This window comes from Pseudoxanthobacter sp. M-2, from assembly GCF_046156265.1.
In the GTDB taxonomy this organism is placed as follows: Bacteria; Pseudomonadota; Alphaproteobacteria; order Rhizobiales; family Segnochrobactraceae; genus CAMDHY01.
The window spans coordinates 57,504-76,039 of record NZ_JAWDIR010000001.1 but is presented as its reverse complement, the minus strand read 5'-3'; the positions used below and the strand labels follow the sequence as shown (position 1 = coordinate 76,039).

The window sequence follows — 18,536 nt, the reverse complement described above, 5'->3', positions numbered from 1 at the left end:
AGCCCGTCGCGGCGTCGTTCAGGCGGCGCGACCGACAGCGGCGACGATATCGTCGACCACCTCGTTCACCAAACCGCCATCGTCGCCCTCCGCCATCACGCGGATCAGGGGCTCGGTGCCCGACGGGCGAATGACGAGGCGGCCGTGGTTGCCGAGGCGACGGCGGGCGTCGTCGATCGCCGCCTTGACGCGCTCATCCTCGAGCGGCTTGCCCTCGACGATGCGCACGTTGCGCAGCACCTGCGGCACGGGCTCGAAGCGGCGGCAGACCTCCGACACCGGCCGGCCGGTCTGGACGACCACGGCGAGCACCTGCAGGGCGGCGATCAGTCCGTCGCCCGTCGTCGTGTGGTCGGACAGGATGATGTGGCCGGATTGCTCTCCGCCGACGTTGTAGGCGCCGCTGCGCATCGCCTCGACGACGTGGCGGTCGCCGACCTTGGTGCGCTCGAGGGTCAGGCCCCGATCCGCCAGATGGCGCTCGAGGCCGAGGTTCGACATCACGGTGGCGACGACGCCGGGTTGCGACAGCTTGCCCTCGTCCGCCCAGGTTCCGGCGATCACCGCCAGCAACTGGTCGCCGTCGATGATCTGGCCGCGCTCGTCGACGACGATCACCCGGTCCGCATCGCCGTCGAGGGCGATCCCGATGTCGGCGCGCACCTCATGCACCTTCTCGCACAGCGCCTTGGTGTCGGTGGATCCGCATTCCCGGTTGATGTTGAAGCCGTCCGGCGAGACGCCGATCGCCATCACCTCGGCGCCGAGCTCCCACAGGGCGATCGGCGCGACCTTGTAGGCGGCGCCATTGGCGCAATCGAGCGCGATGCGCACCCCGTCCAGGCCGAGATTGCGCGGCAGCGTCCGCTTGACGAACTCGACGTAACGATCAGCGGCGCTGTCGATGCGGGTGTTGCGGCCGAGGCCCGCCGACGGGGCAAGCTTGGACGACAGGTCCGTCTCCAGCATCGCCTCGATCTCGATCTCGAGATCGTCGGAAAGCTTGAAACCGTCCGGGCCGAAGATCTTGATGCCGTTGTCGTCGTAGGGATTGTGCGAGGCCGAGATCATCACGCCCATGTCGGCCCTGAGCGACCGGGTCAGCATGGCGATGGCGGGGGTCGGCACCGGTCCGGTCTGGAAGCAGTCGACGCCGACCGAGGTGAAGCCGGCGACGAGTGCCGTCTCGATCATGTAGCCGGACAGCCTCGTGTCCTTGCCGATGACGACCCGATGGCGGTGATTGCCACGGCGGAAGGCGATGCCGGTGGCCATCCCGATCTTCAGGGCCAGTTCTGGCGTGATCGGGAAGGTGTTCGCCTTGCCGCGAATGCCGTCGGTTCCGAAAAAGCGTCGCCCCATGGCGGGGTCCGTTCCGTTCTCGTTTATGGCCGGCTCGACTCGCCGGCGATCATTCAGCCGCCTTCCTACTCCGAAGTGGTTCCGCGGTCACCGGCGAACGGGGTCACATCGCGTATCAGACTGTCATGGCCCGGCCGATGCACGGGAGGGAGGCGTGACGGGTGCCATGTGGACGCTGGAGCGCGGATCATTCCACTTCCGGAGCAAATTCTCGTGCGCGGCGTCAAATTGGTGGTTGTTGGGCTGGCGGGGCAGGCCCCTCAATGAAACGCTGCGCGCGCGAAATTCCTGGGCCGGCAGGCGTCTGACGGGCGACATTCCGGGTTGAGATTGAGGAGGACGATCGTGCTCAAGGTTGCGTCTGCCCTGGTCCTTGGATGGATCATCTCGGCATCGTTGTTTGCCACTGCGGCGCTCGCGGCCGATATCGATCTCGTGCTGGAGTGGCACGCGAAGGACGGAACGGTGATCGCGGAGCGCACGCTGGATGCAGCGGCCGTCGATGCGCTGCCGCAGGTCGAGTTCACCACCGAGACCCCGTGGACGAGCGGCGATCAGCGCTTCTCGGGACCCTCGCTCGGCACCCTCGCCGCGCTCGGCGGCGTCCCCGTCTCGAGCGCGCGCGTGACCGCGCTCAACGATTACGAGATGGACGTCCCCGCGGAAGACTGGGAAGAAAGCGGGGCCATCCTGGCGTCGCGCCGGAACGGCGAGACCATGCCCGTCGTCGACAAGGGGCCCTACTGGGTCATGTATCCGATTTCGTCGGACCCCAAGCTCAACTCACAGTTCTACCATGGACGCATGGTGTGGCAGGTGAAAGCGATTGTCTTTGAAGCTGAGTAATATCCGCAGACAGTGGGCACTGTTCGTCACGGTCGCGCTCGTCGCGACCACGGCCTGCCTGTTTGCGGCGACGACCTTTCTCTATCTGGATCATTCCCGACAGCGTGAGATGTTGTCGGTTGGCGTACGCACGTCTGGCTGGGTCGCCTATCAGGCGCAAATCGAGCTCATCAAGTCGCTTGCCGCCCTGCGTATCGACGCGGTCGATCCGACGATGGTGGGGCAGGAAATGTCATCCTGCGCATCGAGATCCTGCGCTCGCGCCTTCCGATCCTCTACGAATCGGAGGAAGGCCGGCTCCTGAACGAGTTGCCGGCCCACATTCCGACGATCAAGCGCTACGAGGCGATCATCGATGATTTCCTCGCCGAGGTCGACCTGCAGCCGGACGTCATCGTTCCCGCGCCGCGCCTCAACAAGCTCCACGACGAACTGCAGCCCCTGAACAGGACCCTGCAGAAGATCCTGCAGACGTCGGTCGCCTACAACGAGAACATCTACAAGCGGGAGCAGGAGCTGGCGAAGAGCCCGGCCTTCATTCCGCTGGCCCTGATGTTCTTCTCCGTCACGTCGCTGGTCGTCTTCGTCTTGATGCAGGCGATGCGGGACCGCCAGCGCCTTCTCGCCGTCGAGCACGCGCAGGCGGAAGCGACGCACATGCAGGAGAACCTGCGTGCCCTCATCCGGGCCATGCCGGCGCTGGTCGTGGTGTTCGATTCCCTCAACAACGTCGTCAGCTTCGCCAATCCGCAGGCGCAGACACTGATCGACACCGCGCCGCCGACGTCGCGGGAGTGGCGCCGCTTTCTCAAGGCGGCGCAGGACTCTCTCTCGGCGGACCAGGCGGAAGGCGTCCTCGTCAGCTTTTCCTTCCAGCGGGCCAACGGCTCCATCCTGGCGCTGCGCGGCCGTCGCCAGCGTGTCATGTGGGAGGGCCGCCAGCAGTGCATGCTCGCGCTTGCCGACACCACCCAGATCCGCGACGCCGAACTTCAGATCATGCAGACCGCCAAGCTCGCCACCCTCGGCGAAATGGCCTCCGCCATCGCCCATGAAATCAACCAGCCTCTCACTGTCATCCGCATGGCCGCGGCGAACGCCCAGCGGCTGCTCGCCAACGGCAACACGGCGTCTCTCGAGGCCAAGCTCGAGCGCATCAACGCCCAGATCGAGCGGGCCCGGCGCATCACCGACCAGGTGCGACGCTACGGTCGGACACCGACGCTGACCTCCGAGCCCTTCTCCCCGCGGCGCGCCATCGACCTCGCCATCAGCTTTGTCGCCGAGCAGTACGGCATGTCGGGGATCCGGCTGGTGATCGACCTCGACCTGCCCCTGGAACTGCAGGTCGCCGGCGAACAGACGCTGTTCGAGCAGGTGATCGTCAACCTCCTCATCAACGCCCGCGACGCATTCGAGGAAAACCGGTCGAAGGGGGCCCATCCGATCGTGCAGGTCCAGGCGCGTGTCGAGGGAGAGCAAGTCTCCGTCCGCATCCAGGACCAGGCGGGCGGCATCCGGCAGGACATCCTGGACGTGGTCTTCGAGCCGTTCACGACGACGAAGTCCGAGAGCCAAGGCACCGGCCTCGGCCTGTCCCTGTCGCGAAAGATCATCCGCAGCATGAAGGGCGAGATCACCGCCTCGAACTCGGCCGGCGGGGCCTTGTTCGCGATCACCCTGCCGCAGTATCACCGGGATGGGGAAATGAGCGAGGCGGCCCAATGACGGAGGCCATCCGCAAGTCGCTGCTGCTGTGTGACGACGAGACGGATCTGGCGGAAGAACTTGGTGAATTCTTTGCCGAGAGCGGTTGGGTCGTGCGCATCTGCAACACCGGCGGTGAGGCGGAGCGACTGCTCGTCGAGGGGTTGGCGCCGGACTGCCTGATGACGGACCTCCGGCTCGGCGACATGGACGGCTCCCGGCTCGTCGCGACGGCGCGGTCGCTACCGGCGGCGATCCGCCCTCGTCTCACGGTCGTGATCACCGGCAACATTCTCGGCAGTGCTAGCAAGGAGAACCTCGGCGTCGACATCCTGCGATTGAAGCCGATCGACCCGGCAATGCTCGCGCAAGAGATGGAAGATATGCTGTTCAGCAAGATGAGCGACTGACGAATGCAAACGCAATGACCCAGAAACGCCGCCATGTCGTCATCCTCGACGACGATGGCGATCTGCGGCGGGAAATCAGCCAGATGCTGGAGCTCGGCGGCCACGACGTGGTGGCGCTGAGCGACGCGTGTCTGCTGGATCCCGCAGCCTTCGACGGGGTCGACGTCCTCATTCTGGATCTGATGATGCCGGGCGTCGACGGGCTCGATGTCCTGCGGCGTCTCGGCAAGTGGCGCGCACCGCCGAAGCTCGTGCTGATGACGGGGCATGGCGAGGCAGTCCTGCGCGGCACCACGGCCGCTGCCGAGCGCCAGGGCCTGACGGTCATCGGCGGCCTCGCAAAGCCCTTCGATCCGGACCAGCTGTCCGCTCTTCTCGACGCAGTGCCGGAGGAAGCCCGCGCGGGGGCCGCACCCACGGATCCTCCCTCGACGCTGATCCGCAGTGCCCTCGAGGCGGCCTTGCGCGACAATTCCCTGAAGGTCGCCTTCCAGCCGATCGTCAGGAGCGACACGTTGCAGTTCGCCGGCGCCGAGGCGCTGCTGCTCGGCGAACTGCCGGAGATCGGCAAGGTCTCGCCGCCGGCGATCGTCGCGGCTGCGATGACCGAGCCTGCCATCATCTCCGTTCTCTCCGTCGAGGTGGCCCGGCAGGCCGCGGCCGCGTGCGCGGAATGGCTGGCGGCTGGCTACCAGGGCCAGGTCAGTGTCAACCTGCCGCTGACGGTGCTGCTCGAACGCTCCACGGTCGAGGCGATCACGGCGATCACCAAGTCGGCCGGCCTGCCGCCGCAGCAGGTGACCTTCGAACTGACCGAGGATTCACTCTACGATTCCTCGGCGAGCGCCCTCTCGACCCTGGTCAAGCTGCGGCTCGCCGGCTTCGGCCTCGCCCTCGACGACGTCGGCCAGCGCAGCAGCGGCCTGACGCAGCTGGCCAACCTCCCCGTCACGGAACTGAAGATCGACATCGAGATCGTGCGATCTGCCCGCACGTGGAGCAAGGCGCGCGATATTTTCGCCGCGCTCGCTGGGCTCGGCCGCCGTCTCAACCTCGCTGTCGTCGCCGAAGGAATCGAGACACCGCAGGACGTTGCCTTGGCGCGCGCCCATTGTGTAGACTTCCTCCAAGGCTATCTGATCTCTCACAAGCGCCCGCTTTCGGAGTTGATGAAGTTGCTTCCGCGGCTCAGCAGCGACACCCGCCAGCGAATGGAGACGTTAGAAGCTAGTCAAGGTGGGTGACAATGAACAAGGACTCCCCGCGAGTTCTGATAGTAGACGACGATCGTGACGTGCTGGAAGAGCTTCAGGAGGGCTTGTCCCTGTTGGGGTTTCCGACAATAGCTGCGTGTACGGCCCATGAAGCGCTCGAACTGGTGCAGAAGCACGCGTCGCTGCGCATTGTCGTCACCGATCTGATGATGCCGCAGATCGACGGTATCGAGCTCCTGCAGAAGCTGGCCGTGCGCCGCCAGTCGAGGCCGTTGTCGGCGATCGTCATCACGGGAAATGCCGCCCTCGACCGGGCCGTCGCCGCCCTGCGGCTGAATGCCGTCGATTTCCTGCAGAAGCCGGTCTCCGCCGAGGAAGTCGCCAAGTCGATCCAGCATGCGCTGTCGATGATCGAGGACGGTGCCGGGCAGGCAAAGCCCCCGGCCTCGCCGCCGGATTATCTGAAGGCGCTCGTCGCCGCGCGGGCCGATCGCGAGGCGATCTTCGATGCCGGGCTGTTCTCGGATCCGGCGTGGGAGATGTTGCTCGACCTCGCCTTCGCCGAGGCGACGGGGCGGTCGATCTCGGTCACCAGCCTCTGCCTCGCCTCCGGCGCATCCACGACGACGGCACTCCGGCGGATCGAGGACCTGCAGGAGGCGGGCCTGCTGGAGCGTCAGCCGGATCCCTCCGACAGACGGCGCATCCTCGTGACGATGACGTCGAGGGGCCGGGAGAAGATGGAGCTCTTCGTGCAGCGGCAGGCGAAGCGGCTCGGAACCTGACGCGCGCCGCGCCCGGCGACGTCATCGGGTGCGCGGCGGCTCGCGCGCAGGCCCGAAAACGGCGAAGCCCGCAGCGCTGCCACGGGCCACCATCTTGCAAGACGTTCGGAGTCGGTTTCGTCAGCCGACGAAGCGATAGCCCATGAAGCGCTTCGCATCGACGACGTCGTGGCCGAGGCGCTGGCGCAGCTTCTTGCGCAGCTTGCTCATGTGGCCCTCGATGACCGTCTCGTCGACGTCGTCGTTGAAGACGCCGTAGATCGCATTGAAGAGCTGGGTCTTGGTGATCCGGCGCGCGCTGTTCTTCACGAGATATTCGAGGATGTGGCGCTCGCGGCGCGGGAGCTGCAGCGGCTCGCCGTCGACCATCGGATCGCGGCCGTCGAAGAACACCTGGAGGCGGCCGGACGTCGCCGGCGCCACGACATCGTTCACCCGCCGCCAAACGGCATCGGAACGCGCCACGATCTCGCGAACGTGAACGGGCTTGCGGACGACGTCGTCGATGCCGGCGCTGAAGAGCTCGAGCGTCTGGTCGAGGCAGCGCTCCTCGCTGAGGGCGATGATCGGCGCGCGCGAGTGGTTTCGGATCACTTGCGAAACGGACGTCCGTCCATCGACGTCACCGAGCAGGAAACCCTGCACTGACGCGAGGTCCTCATCCGGCGCGGTCTCCAGCCATGCCTTGAATTCACCAGAGCAGAACCCCATGGAAGCGAAACCCTCACGAGCGAAACCAGAAGTGTAACCTGCGATTACAGCGTCTCGGTGATCCACAACCACGTACATGGTCTTCCCCCATTTTTAATTTGCATCAAGTTCGTTCGGCGGCGCTGGGCGCGAGATGCAGAACATCCATGGGCTGACGTGTATGGTTTGGAATCGCTCCACTCAATCTCTATTGGATCGCATTTGAGAGACGAACGACTCCAGATTCGGAGTGAGATACGAAAGAGACGAAAGCGAGTGCGAACTCCGCGCGCGCAAAGTGAAGCCGCTGCCGCCTGGCCGGGTTCAGGGGCTCGGAGTGAAGGGAAGAATGACGCGCGCGGGCGGCGCCGTCGCTGCGGGCCGCGACGGTTGCGGCTGTGCCGGCGGCTGCACCTCGGCCTTCGCGGGGCCGCCGCCGTCACCCGTCGGTGCCCGGCGGACCGGTGCTTCGATGGCGACGGGCGGCTCGGCTCGCTCGAGCCCTCGCACGTCCACCGCCACGTCCGGGGACAAGGGATGCCAGGTGACCTCCGCCGCGGACTTGCACCGCGCGCCGATCACCACGGCTGTCCCGCCGCCGATCGCCTCGTACTCGTAGTCGAAGCGCCGGCAGTCACTGCCGGATGGGCCGGGCTCGTAGGCGCCCGGGCGGATCCAGAGTCTGGAGCCCGACGGTAGTTCCGCCATGACGCGTCGGTCCGGCGGCGTCATCGCCATGGTGGCTCCGAGTTCCTCCTCGATGGCGCTGCGGTCCGGGGCGGGAATGAACAGGGGCGCGGCGTTGAACGCTCCCGGGGCGGGCGAACCGGCAAACGGCCGGTCGTCCGCCATAGCCGGCGGACGTCCCCACCAGATGACGATGAGTGTCGTGATCCATAGCGCCTGTCGCAGTTGCGCCGTCAGGAGGGACACGGCAAGGGTCCCGCTCCACCGGATCAGGCCTGGAAGACCGACTCGATCTTGCCCTTCAGCGTCTGCGCGTTGAACGGCTTCACGATGTAGTTGCTGACGCCGGCCTTCTTCGCGGCGATGACGTTCTCGGACTTCGCCTCGGCGGTCACCATGATGAAGGGGATGGCGGAGAGGGCGTCGTCGGAGCGGACGCGCTGCAGCAGCTCGTAACCGGTCATCGGCTCCATGTTCCAGTCGGAGATGACGAGACCGTAGCCGCGCTCCTTCATCTTCCCGAGAGCCTCTGTGCCGTCAGCGGCCTCATCGACATCTTCGAAGCCGAGCTGCTTCAGCAGGTTTCTGATGATGCGGATCATCGTCTTGTAGTCGTCGACGACCAGGATCGGCATCGAAGGGTCCAGCGACATTTGTTCACTCCATCGTTCATCGTCGACGTCAAGCTTCCGTCGCTCGCGACTTTGCCGACGTGGCAAGGTACCCTTTATGATGCTGAGACTTGTGCGAAGCTTGCAGGCTGAACTCTCACCCCATTTACGCGTTTGCGGCGCCAATCTAATACGATGCTCATCCGCGAGGAACAGGATGAGAGGAGACTGACATGTCGGCGGCCCGGCGACCCTTCCGCATAGAAACCAATCCGCGGCGGGACCGCGACAGCGCCGCGGCGGTGTCGACGGCCGTTCACGGCCATCTCGACAAGATCTTCACCGAGCTGGCGGAACTGCGGACGCTCGTCGCGACCGTGCAGTCGCGCCCCGACGTCGCGCGGGTCCAGCAGGGCGGCGCCCTGCTCTGGGAGGGCATCGAGAGCATTCTCGGCGCCATCAGCAAGACGCGCACGGAGGTGAGCGCGCTGAACGCCAAGGGCTCCAACCGGGCCGAGCTCCACCGCGCCACAGACGAACTCGACGCCGTTGTGGCCGACACCGAAAGCGCGACGGAAGCCATTCTCTCCGCCGCCGAGCGGATCGACTCCTGTGCGGCCGAGCTCGCCAGCCGGGCCGAGCCGGAGACGCGGATGGCGATCGACAGCCTGCGCGCCGACGCGATCCTGATCTTCGAGTCCTGCAACTTCCAGGACATCACCGGCCAGCGCATCCGCAAGGTCGTCTCGCTGATGCAGTACATCGAAGAGCGCATTCGGAGCATGGGTGAGATCTGGCAGGAACTCGGCGCCACCGAGAACAACATCGACGAGATGGACGAGGAGGACTCGCTCCTCAACGGACCGGCGCTGGCGGGTGACCTCGGCGTGGTCTCGCAGGACGACATCGACTCCCTTTTCAACTGACGATGAGAGTGCATCCGGCCGCCCCTCGCGGATCGCCGGCCGGATGCTTCCACTGTGATGTGCCCTGGCGGACAGACCGCCGCGCCATCACCGCGCGCGCCTTTGACCCTGCAGCCGCCGAGGCTTCGGGCCCGTGGCGCCGGCTGTGCGCGACCATCCCCCCACCACCGACGAAAACGGACGCAAGTCCGACGGACAGCCCGATCCCCGGGCTGTCGCGCGCGTCCATGTCCGCAAACCGCCGGCGGTGACGCGCCGGCGTGATACGATCTTCGCGAGGGAAGAGGTTTCGCTTTGCCAGGGAAGAGGTTTCGCTTTCGCGCGGGAGCGAAAGCCGCCTTCCTACTTGCCGCAGAAGCGACGGGAGTTGGCCGTCCACTCACCGAACCCGCTCGCCACCATGTTGGTGATCACGGCGCACACGTAGCGCTTCTGGGCCGGATTGTTGTTCGGGCCGGCGTGATAGCGGGCCACCGCCATCGTCCAGCTGCCCTCGCGCTCTCGCAGTTCCGACAGGAAGAGAGCCGCGTACTCGACGTTCGCACGGGGATCGAACATCTGCGCCACCGACTTGAACTTCTTGCCGTGGAAGTGGTGGTTGATCTGCATGCAGCCGACGTCGATCAGCTTCTTGCCCTGGGCGCGGGCGGACTGGAACGCCGACAGGGCGTCGTTGACGCTCGAGGCGAAGTAGGACTTGCCCTCGATGTTCATGGCGAAGCGATGCAGCGAGCCCTTGCGGCCGCTCTCGGTCATGCCGACGGCATAGAGGATTGCGAGCGGCACGTCGTGACGCTTCGAGGCGGCAGCCATTTCCCGCTCGCAGACGGCGTCGGCGCCGGTGGAGGCGGACGCGGTCCCGAGAGTGGCGTCAGACAAACAGAGTGCCAGGGCGAGTGCCGGCACGAGCAGTCGGGTCTTCATCGGGCATTGATCCATCGGTCTGTCGGTCGAAGGGGGGGCGGCGGTCGTTGCGATCGGGCGACGGCCGCTGATCGAACGGCTGACCTTCGCCACCGCGGCCACCGTCGCTCGTCGGCGCCTGGCCGCCCGGGGAGGACGGGGAAGCCGCCGAGGCCGACGCCGCCGTACGGCTGACGTCGACGACCTTCGCGTCGACGCCGACTTCGGAGATGGCCCGCTCCAGCTCGGTGCGGCGCTCGGCCAGAAGCGCGAGGGTGGCGGGGTCGTCGGTCCTCAGGCGCAGTTCAAGCGACGAGCCGTGGAGGCGCATCCGCACCCGCACCACGCCGAACTCCGGTGCCGAGAGCTCCACTTCGACGTCGCGTCGCAGGGCGTTCGGCTGGCCGGCCGTCGTGGTGGCCAGCTGGGATCCGCCGTCGGCGGCGATCGGTCGGGCGACGCGCCCGATCTCCTGGGCGAGCGTGCGCAGCGGCAGGTCCGTCGGGGACCCTGCACTGGTTGTCGGTGTGGCCCCATCCGGGCTCGCGGCGACCGGCGCGGTCTCGGCGACCGTGGTGGCACCATTGGTGGTTTCGGACACGTCCGCACGGCGAGCTGCCGCGCCCTCCGGACGCTGCGTGACCCGCTGGTCCGGTGTCGTCGCAACAGGGGGTGCCGTCTCACGCGGCCCGGAGCCCCGGACGCCCTCGGTGACGGCGCGGGCGGTGGCAGACGGCGGGCCGCCGACCTCGTCCGCAACAGATGCGCCGATGACGGTCGGAGACGACGCCGCCGCAAGCGTCGCCTGGGCGGTCGACGGTGCGGTCGCTTGGGCGGTTGACGCGGCGGGGGCGGGGGACGGCGCCGTGACGGCGCGGGCGAGCTCCGCTTCGACGGCGGGCGCCGCGGCCTCCATCGCCACGGGTGCCGAGCCGGCCGAAGCAGCCGCTTCCGGTTTTCCGCCGACAGTCGCCGCAAGTGTCCGCGGAACGACCGGAGCGAAATGGGTGCGCATGTCCCGCACCTGCGCGGATACTCGGCCGCCGCCCGTGCCGGACGCCTGAGCGGGCGCATCGGCGGCAGAAACCGACCCGAGCGGGGCAGCGGCCGTCGTGGCGGGGAGGGCGGGCTGTGCTGCACCCGTCTCCACCTGGGTGGCCGCCGACGCGGTGCCTTGCGCAGGCACGGGCGTCGCCGGACGCGGCAGGCTCGCTTCCGGCGTGGCCTTCGATCCCGGCGCTGTGTCCCGGAAGGCGGCCATCGTGGCGGGATCGGACGGTCCGGCGCCGGGTAGCCTCGCATCGGGTTCGGCTGGCGCCGACGGGGCGCCGAGCGACCCCGAGGGCCGCGTGCCGGGAGACGCAGACGTCTCGCCGGCCTCGGTCGGGGCACCGGTCGCCTGGCCGTTCGCGGCGGGGGCGCCCGGGAGCAGGGCGACGGCCCGGTCCGCGTCGGCCGCACCGACGCCTGCCGGACCGGTAGAAGGAGCCGCGGGTGGCGGCTGGGCGATGGTGTCGAGACGCGGTGCCCGTTCGGCCCCCGCGTCGACCGTGTCGGTGCGGGGCGTCTCGCCGCCGGACGGAGCGTCCTCGACGGACGGTCCGTCGGCACGGGCGGTGTCCCGGTCCGCCGGGACGTCCACCGCGATGGGTACTCGCCCCTCGCGGACCGCGGCCGGCGGCTGCCGGTCGGGGAGGATGGATACCGTGGCCTGGTCGTCGTGGTCGGTGGCCGGCTGGCTGGAGACCGCGCCGGTGTCGGGCGGAAGGGCGTCAGACGCGGGGGGGCTACCGCCGGTCGGTGCCGTCGCTCCCGCCAGGGCGGCCTGGAGCCCCGCACCGAGGCCTGCGGCCGTGCCGGACGGCGTGCTGGGGGCGAGTGCCGCAGCACCCCCGGCCACCGAAGCGGCCCGGTGCGCTGGCGTGACCCCGAGCGCCGCTGCGGGCTCGAGTGCCGACGCGGCTTCGAGGCGGGACACGGGCCCGAGCATGTCCCGGGCTGACCGCGGCCCGGATGCCATCAGAGCCGCACCGGCGGCCGGCTCGAGCGCCGCGACGGGGCTCCCCGGCAGCGGGAGCCGGCCCGGGGGCGTCGCCGCCTCGCCTGGCCCTTCCGCGGCGCGAGGCTCCGGCCGCGCCTGGGCGGGGCCGAGCGACGAGACGATCTCGGCGAAGGCGTTTCCGTCCGCGGACGGGCGGCGATGGCCGGTGGCAGCCCTGTCGGCGGCGGCTCCGGCCGCTGCCGACGGCCCTCCATTCGCGAAGGCGTCCTTCATGAGGGGGAGTCCGCTCATTGGGCTTGCTCCAGCAACGTGTCGATGGCGGCGATCGCGTCACGGGCGCGGGTGACCGTTGCCGACGGCGTCTCGTCGTCGGGGGCCGCCTCGACGGGCAACGCGTGGGCCGCCCCCGCCGCTGCCGCGGCCGTCCGGATCAGCATGGCGGTCTCGGTCGCCGCCTGCAGGAGTGCTGCGTCGGTGCGCGGCAGGCCACCGCGGTTGACCTTTCCGAGCTCCGACATCGCGGCGTCGAGCCCGTCGCTGGTGACCGCCAGGGCCGCGCCGCGATAGAGCCGGCCGCGGGCCTCATCCACCGAGCCCGGCGGGGCGGATGCGAGGGCGCGCTCGGCCGCGGTGGCCGCGACCGTCGTCTTGCCCTCGTTTACCGCCGCCTGCGCGACGACGAGGTAGAGCTCGCGTCGAGCCTCCGGGTCCGTCTCCGCCAGCATGTCGTCGAGGCGGTGGAACTGCGCAGGGTCGTCGAGAAACTCCATGCGCGACAGAGCTGCGGCGAAGCGACGGCGGAAGTTGCCGGCATAGACGGAGCGGCGGAAGCGCCTGAGATACTGGCCAGAGAGTGCTTCGAACCGGACGAGGTCGTTCAGTTCGCTGGCGACGAAGATCTGGCGGCGCAGGGCGCCCTCCTCGACCAGCGTGCCGGGGCCAGCAGGCGCGCGGTATCGAGCAGGAGCATGGCCTTCTTCGGGTCCTCGCCGACAGCGAGCGCCGCCTGGGCGAGCGCCAGCTGGCCACCAAGGCTCGCGGGCAGGCTCGTCGGGTCGATGTCGGTCAGGTACTTGCGGGCGGTCGCTTCGTCGCCTTCGACATAGGCGAGGGCTCCTCGCATCAGCGCGGCGTCGCCGTCGGGCGGCGTCTCGCTGGCGAGCAACCGCCGGAGCGTCACCGGCCGACCGCCGCCGAGCGTATAGGCGACGAGGGCGCGGGCGTTGCGGCGATCCTGCCAGACGAGGGGATCGGCGCCGGCGAACTCCTCCTCCATGCGCTGCAGCAGCGTGCGCTGTGCGGCCAGCGCGGCGGTCGAGCCGCCGGCCATGTCGTCCTGCATGGCCTGCAGCGTGCGCACGAGCTCATAGGGTGCAGCAATCGGCGGGGTCGACGGGCGACGGCGCACGCGCGGCGCGACCTCCCGTTCAGCGGTGACGGCAGCCGTGTCGAGGGTGGCCTCGTCCGACGGTCCGTCGGTGTCGGTCGGTGCGGGGTCCAACTCCCCCGCGACCCGTGGCGCGTCCGGGTTGGGCGGTGGCAGGCCGGCGCCTGCGATCCAGCGGATGCCGCCCGATCGCCTGTCGCGATCCTCGTTGCCTCCGGCGGCCTCGGCAGCGACCGTCGGCTCGGCATCGACCGGGGTGGGGGCCTGGTCCACCGTGGCGGCGCCGTCGACGGAGGCGTGTGCCGCATCCGCGGCGGCGGGAACCGCGCTCTCCGGAGCGGTTTCGGGCTCCACGGTCACGACGGGCTGCGCCGAAGCGGCCGCGGTGCCCTCGGAAGCCGGCTCCGCCGCAGCCTCGTGTTCCACCGCCACAGGCGGCTCCGCGGCGACGACAGCTACCTCGTCGGCAGTCGGCTCCACCGGCGCAGCGGGGGGCGCCGGCGGCTCTTCGACGACGGCGACGACTTCGGCGGCTTCCACGACGGTCTCGACGCGTGGCGCGGGCCGTGGCACGGCCTGCTGCACCGTCAACGCCGCCTGTTCCTGCTCGGCGGCGAACCGCATCGCCTCGGCATCGCGCGCCATGACTTCAAGGGCGTCGTTCGCGATGGCCGTACCCTCGGGAGCGGCTTCCACGGCAACTGCAGTCGGACCAGCGGCGGCCTCTGTTTCGACCGTCTCGCTCAGCAGCGTTTCCGTGTCCTCCGCCAGGGCATCGACGGCCGTCGCCGATTCCGTCGCCGCATCGGTCGAGCTCGCGGCGGCGGCCACCGGTGCCTGCGCCGGCACGACGGGCGCCGCGACGCGCACGGCGGGCACGGGTGTTCTCACCCGCGCCGGCACGGCTGCGATCGGCTGCGATGGCGCTTCCGGCGTTGTGAAAGCAGCAACTGGCGACGGAGCGACGGCCGCCGGCGGGGCGGCGGTCGCCGCGGCGGGTCGCGGCGCGGGTGGCAGGGCGCGCGGCGCCGGTGACGGTGGGGCCGACACGGCCTGGTTCGGTATCGGCTGAGCGTTCGTTGTCGGCGACCCGGCCGCGGGCGGGGGCGAGAAGGTGCTCGCGGCGGCACCGGGAAGCACGGTCGGAGCGGCGGCGTCGGGCGCCGGCATGGACTCCGCGGCCGCGGCCGGGACGGCCGGCGGCGGCACCGCGACGGGCGGCGGCGCCATGACGGGTTCTGGAGCCGCGACCACCGCCGGCGCGACCGGGGCGGCGGCCTGCGGCAGCAGCCGGCTGTTGCGCTCGCTCTGGGCGAGGGCGGGCGCGCCGACACCGGCCGTCAGGACAGCCGCCAACGCGAGACGGGCCAGCTTGCCGCCGCTCATCGAGGCGCCTCGGCGGCGGGGGCGCGCAGCAGGATCTCGATGCGGCGGTTCTCGGCGGCGTTCGGATCCTTGGCGTTCTTGAGGTCGCGGTCGGCGAAGCCCTCGACGCTGCGGATGCGATCCTCCTGAAGGCCACCGCGCACGAGCATGTACTGCGCCATGTGGGCGCGCGCCGTCGACAGCCGCCAGTTGTCGTAGGTCTCGGAGCGGAAGGGTCGGGCGTCGGTGTAGCCGCGGATGACGATCTCGCCCGAGCGCGTCGAGAGCGCCTTGGCGATCTCCTCCATCGCCTTCACGGTCTGCGGGTCCGGAATGGCGGAGCCGACGGCGAACATGCTGAAGTTGATGTCGTCGGTCAGGCTGACGAGCGTGCCCTCCGCGGTGCGCCGGATCTCGAGATGCGGACCGCCGTCATAGGCGGCGTCGGCGCCACCCTCGAACGCCTCATTCGCGAAGGCGTCGGGTCCGTCTGCCGCGCCGGTGGCGGCCGCAGGAGGCTCGCTACCCGAGTCACCGACCTCGCCGTCGGCGGCCGTCGCCGAGGCGTCGCTCGCCCGTGCTGCGGCGTCGATCTCGGCGCCGATCCGGGCGTTGGCGATCGTGCCGGAACGGCCGGGGTTCTCGGTCCGCGACTGACGGGTCGCGTTCGTCTGCCAGTAGACCGGGTCGAAGGGATCGCGGGCGGTGTCGCCGCCAGGGTCGCCGGGCTCGCCGGTCTGGATTTCCGGCGCGTCGATGTCCCCGGCTTCAGGGGCCATCGCGTCGGCCTCCGCGGCGAGCTTCGCCAGGATCGCGTAGGGGTCCTGGAACGCCGCCTGCTCGCGCGCGGCCATCACCACGGCGATGGCCGCTGGCCTCTCCGAAGCGGCTCCGCCAGCATCTCCTTGCTTCCCGGCCTCCGGCGGCGGCGCCGCCTCGACGTCCTCGGGGTCGTGCAGGCCCTTGCGGTCCGTCATGCTCTCGGCGAGGTTGACGGGATTGAAGTAGTTGGCGATCGACTTCTTGACCTCGTCATCGGTCGCGTTGATCAGCCACATGATCAGGAAGAACGCCATCATCGCCGTCATGAAGTCGGCATGGGCGACCTTCCAGGCGCTCGAGTGCGCCTCGTGCTCCTCCTCCTCGTAGCGCTTGATGATGATCAGTTCTTGATGCTCGGCGTCGGCCATGGCGCACCATCAATCCTGGAGATCGGCGAGGCGGCCGAGCCACGCGGCGAGCTGGGTCTCGATGATCGTGGAGTCGGCGACGACGCGGACGTCCGGCCGCTCCGACGGCTGGAAGGTCACGCCGTCGGCCCGCGCACCGAGACGGTCCGACACCTCGGCGAGAAGGTCGCGGGGGCCGCCGACCGTCACGACCGGGTTCTTGCCGTCGGCGAGGAGTGCGTCCAGCGTGGCGACGAGGTCGGCGATGGCGCGTTCGCGGGCGCGGGCTGTGAGGAACGGCAGCAGGGTCCGCGACACGGCCTCCGAAACGGACGACACGAGTGCCTGGTCGGCGGCGGTGATGGCCTCGGCCAGCCGCCCGCTTTCCTCGCGAGACCAGCGGGCGCGCTCGTCCAGCAGCAACTGGGCGAAGGACTCGCGCTCGGCGACGAGGCGCTCCTCGAACGCACGCTCCGCCTCGATCCGGCCCAAACGCTGTCCCTCGGCCCGCGCCTCCGCGACCCGATCGACGGGGGGCTCCGGGGCATGATTGTCCTGCGGTGCGAGCACCAACTCGGCGGGAGGGGCCGTCTCGACGGTGTCGAAGCGCTGAATATAACGAGCCAAAGCGTTCATTCGTCAGACTTTCTCTTCGAGGCGAAGCCACTGGCGCAGGATCGCAGCCGCCTGTTCCTCGTCGTACTCGATGATCTGCTCGAGCCGCTTCTGGGGCGTGCGGTTCATCTTGCTGGTCAAGTCTTCGATGAGGTTGAGTTCTGCCTGAGCCTCGGCGGAGATCGGCGCGCCGGTAGCCGCATCGATGGTCGGCAGTGACGTCTCCGGGCCCTCGAGGAGGTCCGGGAGCGGCTCCTCCTCCTCCTTCGGCCGGCCGAGGATGACCTTCATCGCGGGCCGGAGACCGAACAGGATCAGCAGCACGGCGATCACGAGCATGGTCGCGGCGTTGATGAGCGTGCCCATCTGGCGCATCAGCAGGTCGAACATCGACAGCGGCGGCGTCGGCTCGAGGTCACCGGCGCCCTGGGCGAAGCCGACGGCCGCGACCTTCAGCTTGTCGCCGCGGGCCAGATCGAGGCCGGCGGCGGATGTGACGAGCTGCTCGATGTCGACGATCTGGGCATCGACCGGGATCGAGCCCGCATCCGTCCCGGCGTTCGCCATCAGGCGATCCCGGTTGACCAGCACCGCGATCGACAGCTGCTCGATGGCGAAGCCGTCGTTCTGCGTCTCGACGACCTTCGACGATATCTCGAAGTTCGTCAGCTCCTCGCGGCGCTCGTTCTGTTCGTTCGAATCGGCACCGTCGCCGGTCGGAAGCTCTTCCTGAGGGATGTTCTGCTGGACGGTGGCGGGCACGTTGCTCGAGCTGTTGCGCGACTGGGCGTTCTCGCGGATGACGCGGACGGACCGTTCGACGCGCGAGTCCGGATCGAAGATCGTCTCGCTCGTCCGCGTCGAGGCGACGTCGAGGCGGGTGGCGACGCTGATCTCGAAGTTGTTGAGGCCGAGATAGGGCGTCAGCGTGCGGCGAATGTTCTCCTCGATCTGCTGGCTCACCTCCTGCTGCAGCCTGGCGAGCTTGCCGCTGGCGGCGTTGGTGCCGTCGTCACCGGAGGCGAGCACGGTGCCCTCGGTGTTGAGGACGGTCACCGAGTCGACCTTCATGCCGGGGATGGCGGCGGCGACGAGGTGGCGGATCGCCTGGGCGGCGGAGGTATCGTCGGCGCGTTCGGTGCGGATGACGACGGAGGCCGAGGCCGGCTGCTGGTCTCGCCGGAACGAGCCGGGGTCCGGCAGCACGATGTGAACGCGGGCGGCCTTGATGCCCTTCATCGTCTGGATGGTGCGGGCGAGCTCGCCCTCGAGCGCACGGACCTTGGTGATCTCCTGCATGAAGGAGGTGAGGCCGAACGAGCCGAGCTCGTTGAACAGCTCGTAGCCGGAGTTGGCATTCTGCGGCAGGCCCTGCTCGGCGAGCAGCATGCGCGCCTGCGCCGTGTCGGCGTAGGCGACGAGCACCGAGGTGCCATCGGAACTGACGTCGAAGGCGATGCCGGCATCCTTCAGGGCGCCGCCGATGCGGTTGACGTCCTCTCTGCTGAGGCCGGTATAGAGCGCCTCCTGGACGGGGCGGCTCAGATAGTAGGCGCCGCCGCCGACGGCCAGCAGCACCGTCAGGCCGACGAGGCCGAGTGCGGCCAGCCTCCGCCCACCCAAGGCGAGAATGTTCTGCCAGAGCTTTTCGGCTTGTGCGCGGCCCGTCATCGACAGCTTCCGTTCCTCGAAGGCTCCGACACCGGGCGCGGCCGTCGGGGAGACGACCTCGGCCGGGCGGCAGACGCGTTCGCGGCATGCGGCCGGCCCATCGGTGCGGGCACGAGGGGGACTGTCGGGGGTCAACCTTGCGCGGGCGTTGCGGCGCTGCGGCTCGGCATCGTCGGCAGGGGAAGA

The 18,536-nt window shown here is 69.1% G+C and carries 18 protein-coding genes; 7 read left to right on the top strand and 11 right to left on the bottom strand.

Annotated elements, in window-relative coordinates:
* Nucleotides 1-18: 18 nt before the first annotated feature.
* Nucleotides 19-1,362: a phosphoglucosamine mutase gene (glmM, locus tag RUR49_RS00385; RefSeq protein WP_409144345.1), complete on the bottom strand. Its 1,344-nt coding sequence runs from the start codon at nt 1,360-1,362 to the stop codon at nt 19-21.
* A gap of 345 nt (nt 1,363-1,707) precedes the next feature.
* Between glmM and RUR49_RS00380 the strand changes: the two genes are divergently transcribed.
* From RUR49_RS00380 to RUR49_RS00355, 6 genes are read left to right on the top strand one after another with little or no spacing between them, the layout of a single operon-like run.
* Nucleotides 1,708-2,208 carry a hypothetical protein gene (locus tag RUR49_RS00380; RefSeq protein ID WP_409144344.1) on the top strand — a complete coding sequence of 167 codons (501 nt, stop codon included), beginning with the start codon at nt 1,708-1,710 and terminating at the stop codon, nt 2,206-2,208.
* On the top strand, nt 2,189-2,512 hold the full coding sequence (locus RUR49_RS00375; protein ID WP_409144343.1) for a hypothetical protein: 324 nt from the start codon (nt 2,189-2,191) through the stop codon (nt 2,510-2,512). Before RUR49_RS00380 ends, RUR49_RS00375 begins: the two co-directional genes overlap by 20 nt.
* A 5-nt stretch (nt 2,513-2,517) precedes the next feature.
* On the top strand, nt 2,518-3,936 hold the full coding sequence (locus tag RUR49_RS00370) for a sensor histidine kinase (RefSeq protein WP_409144342.1): 1,419 nt from the start codon (nt 2,518-2,520) through the stop codon (nt 3,934-3,936).
* Complete coding sequence (locus tag RUR49_RS00365; RefSeq protein WP_409144341.1) at nt 3,933-4,325, top strand: response regulator; 393 nt, start codon at nt 3,933-3,935, stop codon at nt 4,323-4,325. Before RUR49_RS00370 ends, RUR49_RS00365 begins: the two co-directional genes overlap by 4 nt.
* Nucleotides 4,326-4,339: 14 nt before the next feature.
* Nucleotides 4,340-5,569 (top strand): EAL domain-containing protein, encoded by a 1,230-nt coding sequence (locus RUR49_RS00360; protein WP_409144340.1) that lies wholly within the window; start codon nt 4,340-4,342, stop codon nt 5,567-5,569.
* A 2-nt stretch (nt 5,570-5,571) separates the two neighbouring features.
* Entirely contained in the window at nt 5,572-6,324 is a 753-nt protein-coding gene (locus RUR49_RS00355) for a response regulator (protein WP_409144339.1), read from the top strand.
* Nucleotides 6,325-6,444: 120 nt separating this feature from the next.
* On the opposite strand, the gene RUR49_RS00350 is transcribed toward RUR49_RS00355, so the two are convergent.
* From RUR49_RS00350 to RUR49_RS00340, 3 genes are all read right to left on the bottom strand, one after another.
* The gene (locus RUR49_RS00350) at nt 6,445-7,113 is read right to left on the bottom strand and encodes a response regulator transcription factor (RefSeq protein WP_409144338.1); all 669 of its coding nucleotides are present in this window, start codon (nt 7,111-7,113) and stop codon (nt 6,445-6,447) included.
* A 225-nt stretch (nt 7,114-7,338) separates the two neighbouring features.
* Nucleotides 7,339-7,947 (bottom strand): hypothetical protein, encoded by a 609-nt coding sequence (locus RUR49_RS00345; protein WP_409144337.1) that lies wholly within the window; start codon nt 7,945-7,947, stop codon nt 7,339-7,341.
* Nucleotides 7,948-7,970: 23 nt separating this feature from the next.
* Entirely contained in the window at nt 7,971-8,354 is a 384-nt protein-coding gene (locus RUR49_RS00340) for a chemotaxis response regulator CheY (RefSeq protein WP_409144335.1), read from the bottom strand.
* 191 nt (nt 8,355-8,545) lie between these two features.
* Between RUR49_RS00340 and RUR49_RS00335 the strand changes: the two genes are divergently transcribed.
* Nucleotides 8,546-9,238 (top strand): protein phosphatase CheZ, encoded by a 693-nt coding sequence (locus tag RUR49_RS00335; protein ID WP_409144334.1) that lies wholly within the window; start codon nt 8,546-8,548, stop codon nt 9,236-9,238.
* 342 nt (nt 9,239-9,580) lie between these two features.
* Here the strand turns inward: RUR49_RS00335 and RUR49_RS00330 are convergent, their stop codons facing one another.
* The 7 genes from RUR49_RS00330 to fliF form a co-directional block, all read right to left on the bottom strand.
* The gene (locus tag RUR49_RS00330) at nt 9,581-10,162 is read right to left on the bottom strand and encodes a transglycosylase SLT domain-containing protein (protein WP_409144333.1); all 582 of its coding nucleotides are present in this window, start codon (nt 10,160-10,162) and stop codon (nt 9,581-9,583) included.
* The gene (locus RUR49_RS00325) at nt 10,110-12,416 is read right to left on the bottom strand and encodes a hypothetical protein (RefSeq protein ID WP_409144332.1); all 2,307 of its coding nucleotides are present in this window, start codon (nt 12,414-12,416) and stop codon (nt 10,110-10,112) included. The genes RUR49_RS00330 and RUR49_RS00325 overlap by 53 nt, the downstream gene beginning before the upstream one ends.
* Before the next feature lie 14 nt (nt 12,417-12,430).
* Complete coding sequence (locus RUR49_RS00320) at nt 12,431-12,913, bottom strand: hypothetical protein (protein ID WP_409144331.1); 483 nt, start codon at nt 12,911-12,913, stop codon at nt 12,431-12,433.
* Nucleotides 12,914-13,020: 107 nt separating this feature from the next.
* Nucleotides 13,021-14,409, bottom strand: coding sequence for a hypothetical protein (locus RUR49_RS00315; protein WP_409144330.1), 1,389 nt, complete (start codon nt 14,407-14,409; stop codon nt 13,021-13,023).
* A 503-nt stretch (nt 14,410-14,912) separates the two neighbouring features.
* Nucleotides 14,913-16,085: a MotB family protein gene (locus RUR49_RS00310; protein ID WP_409144329.1), complete on the bottom strand. Its 1,173-nt coding sequence runs from the start codon at nt 16,083-16,085 to the stop codon at nt 14,913-14,915.
* A 9-nt stretch (nt 16,086-16,094) separates the two neighbouring features.
* Nucleotides 16,095-16,700, bottom strand: coding sequence for a hypothetical protein (locus RUR49_RS00305; protein ID WP_409144328.1), 606 nt, complete (start codon nt 16,698-16,700; stop codon nt 16,095-16,097).
* A gap of 3 nt (nt 16,701-16,703) precedes the next feature.
* Nucleotides 16,704-18,350, bottom strand: coding sequence for a flagellar basal-body MS-ring/collar protein FliF (gene fliF / locus RUR49_RS00300; RefSeq protein ID WP_409144327.1), 1,647 nt, complete (start codon nt 18,348-18,350; stop codon nt 16,704-16,706).
* Between the last annotated feature and the right edge of the window lie 186 nt (nt 18,351-18,536).

Excerpts from the sequence above, each read along its gene's own strand:
- glmM (WP_409144345.1), bottom strand. The coding sequence starts at position 1,362 with ATGGGGCGACGCTTTTTCGGAACCGACGGCATTCGCGGCAAGGCGAAC.
- RUR49_RS00365 (WP_409144341.1), top strand. The coding sequence starts at position 3,933 with ATGACGGAGGCCATCCGCAAGTCGCTGCTGCTGTGTGACGACGAGACG.
- RUR49_RS00360 (WP_409144340.1), top strand. The coding sequence starts at position 4,340 with ATGACCCAGAAACGCCGCCATGTCGTCATCCTCGACGACGATGGCGAT.
- RUR49_RS00355 (WP_409144339.1), top strand. The coding sequence starts at position 5,572 with ATGAACAAGGACTCCCCGCGAGTTCTGATAGTAGACGACGATCGTGAC.
- RUR49_RS00350 (WP_409144338.1), bottom strand. The coding sequence starts at position 7,113 with ATGTACGTGGTTGTGGATCACCGAGACGCTGTAATCGCAGGTTACACT.
- RUR49_RS00340 (WP_409144335.1), bottom strand. The coding sequence starts at position 8,354 with ATGTCGCTGGACCCTTCGATGCCGATCCTGGTCGTCGACGACTACAAG.
- RUR49_RS00335 (WP_409144334.1), top strand. The coding sequence starts at position 8,546 with ATGTCGGCGGCCCGGCGACCCTTCCGCATAGAAACCAATCCGCGGCGG.
- RUR49_RS00330 (WP_409144333.1), bottom strand. The coding sequence starts at position 10,162 with ATGAAGACCCGACTGCTCGTGCCGGCACTCGCCCTGGCACTCTGTTTG.
- RUR49_RS00325 (WP_409144332.1), bottom strand. The coding sequence starts at position 12,416 with ATGAAGGACGCCTTCGCGAATGGAGGGCCGTCGGCAGCGGCCGGAGCC.
- RUR49_RS00320 (WP_409144331.1), bottom strand. The coding sequence starts at position 12,913 with ATGGAGTTTCTCGACGACCCTGCGCAGTTCCACCGCCTCGACGACATG.
- RUR49_RS00310 (WP_409144329.1), bottom strand. The coding sequence starts at position 16,085 with ATGGCCGACGCCGAGCATCAAGAACTGATCATCATCAAGCGCTACGAG.
- RUR49_RS00305 (WP_409144328.1), bottom strand. The coding sequence starts at position 16,700 with ATGAACGCTTTGGCTCGTTATATTCAGCGCTTCGACACCGTCGAGACG.
- fliF (WP_409144327.1), bottom strand. The coding sequence starts at position 18,350 with ATGACGGGCCGCGCACAAGCCGAAAAGCTCTGGCAGAACATTCTCGCC.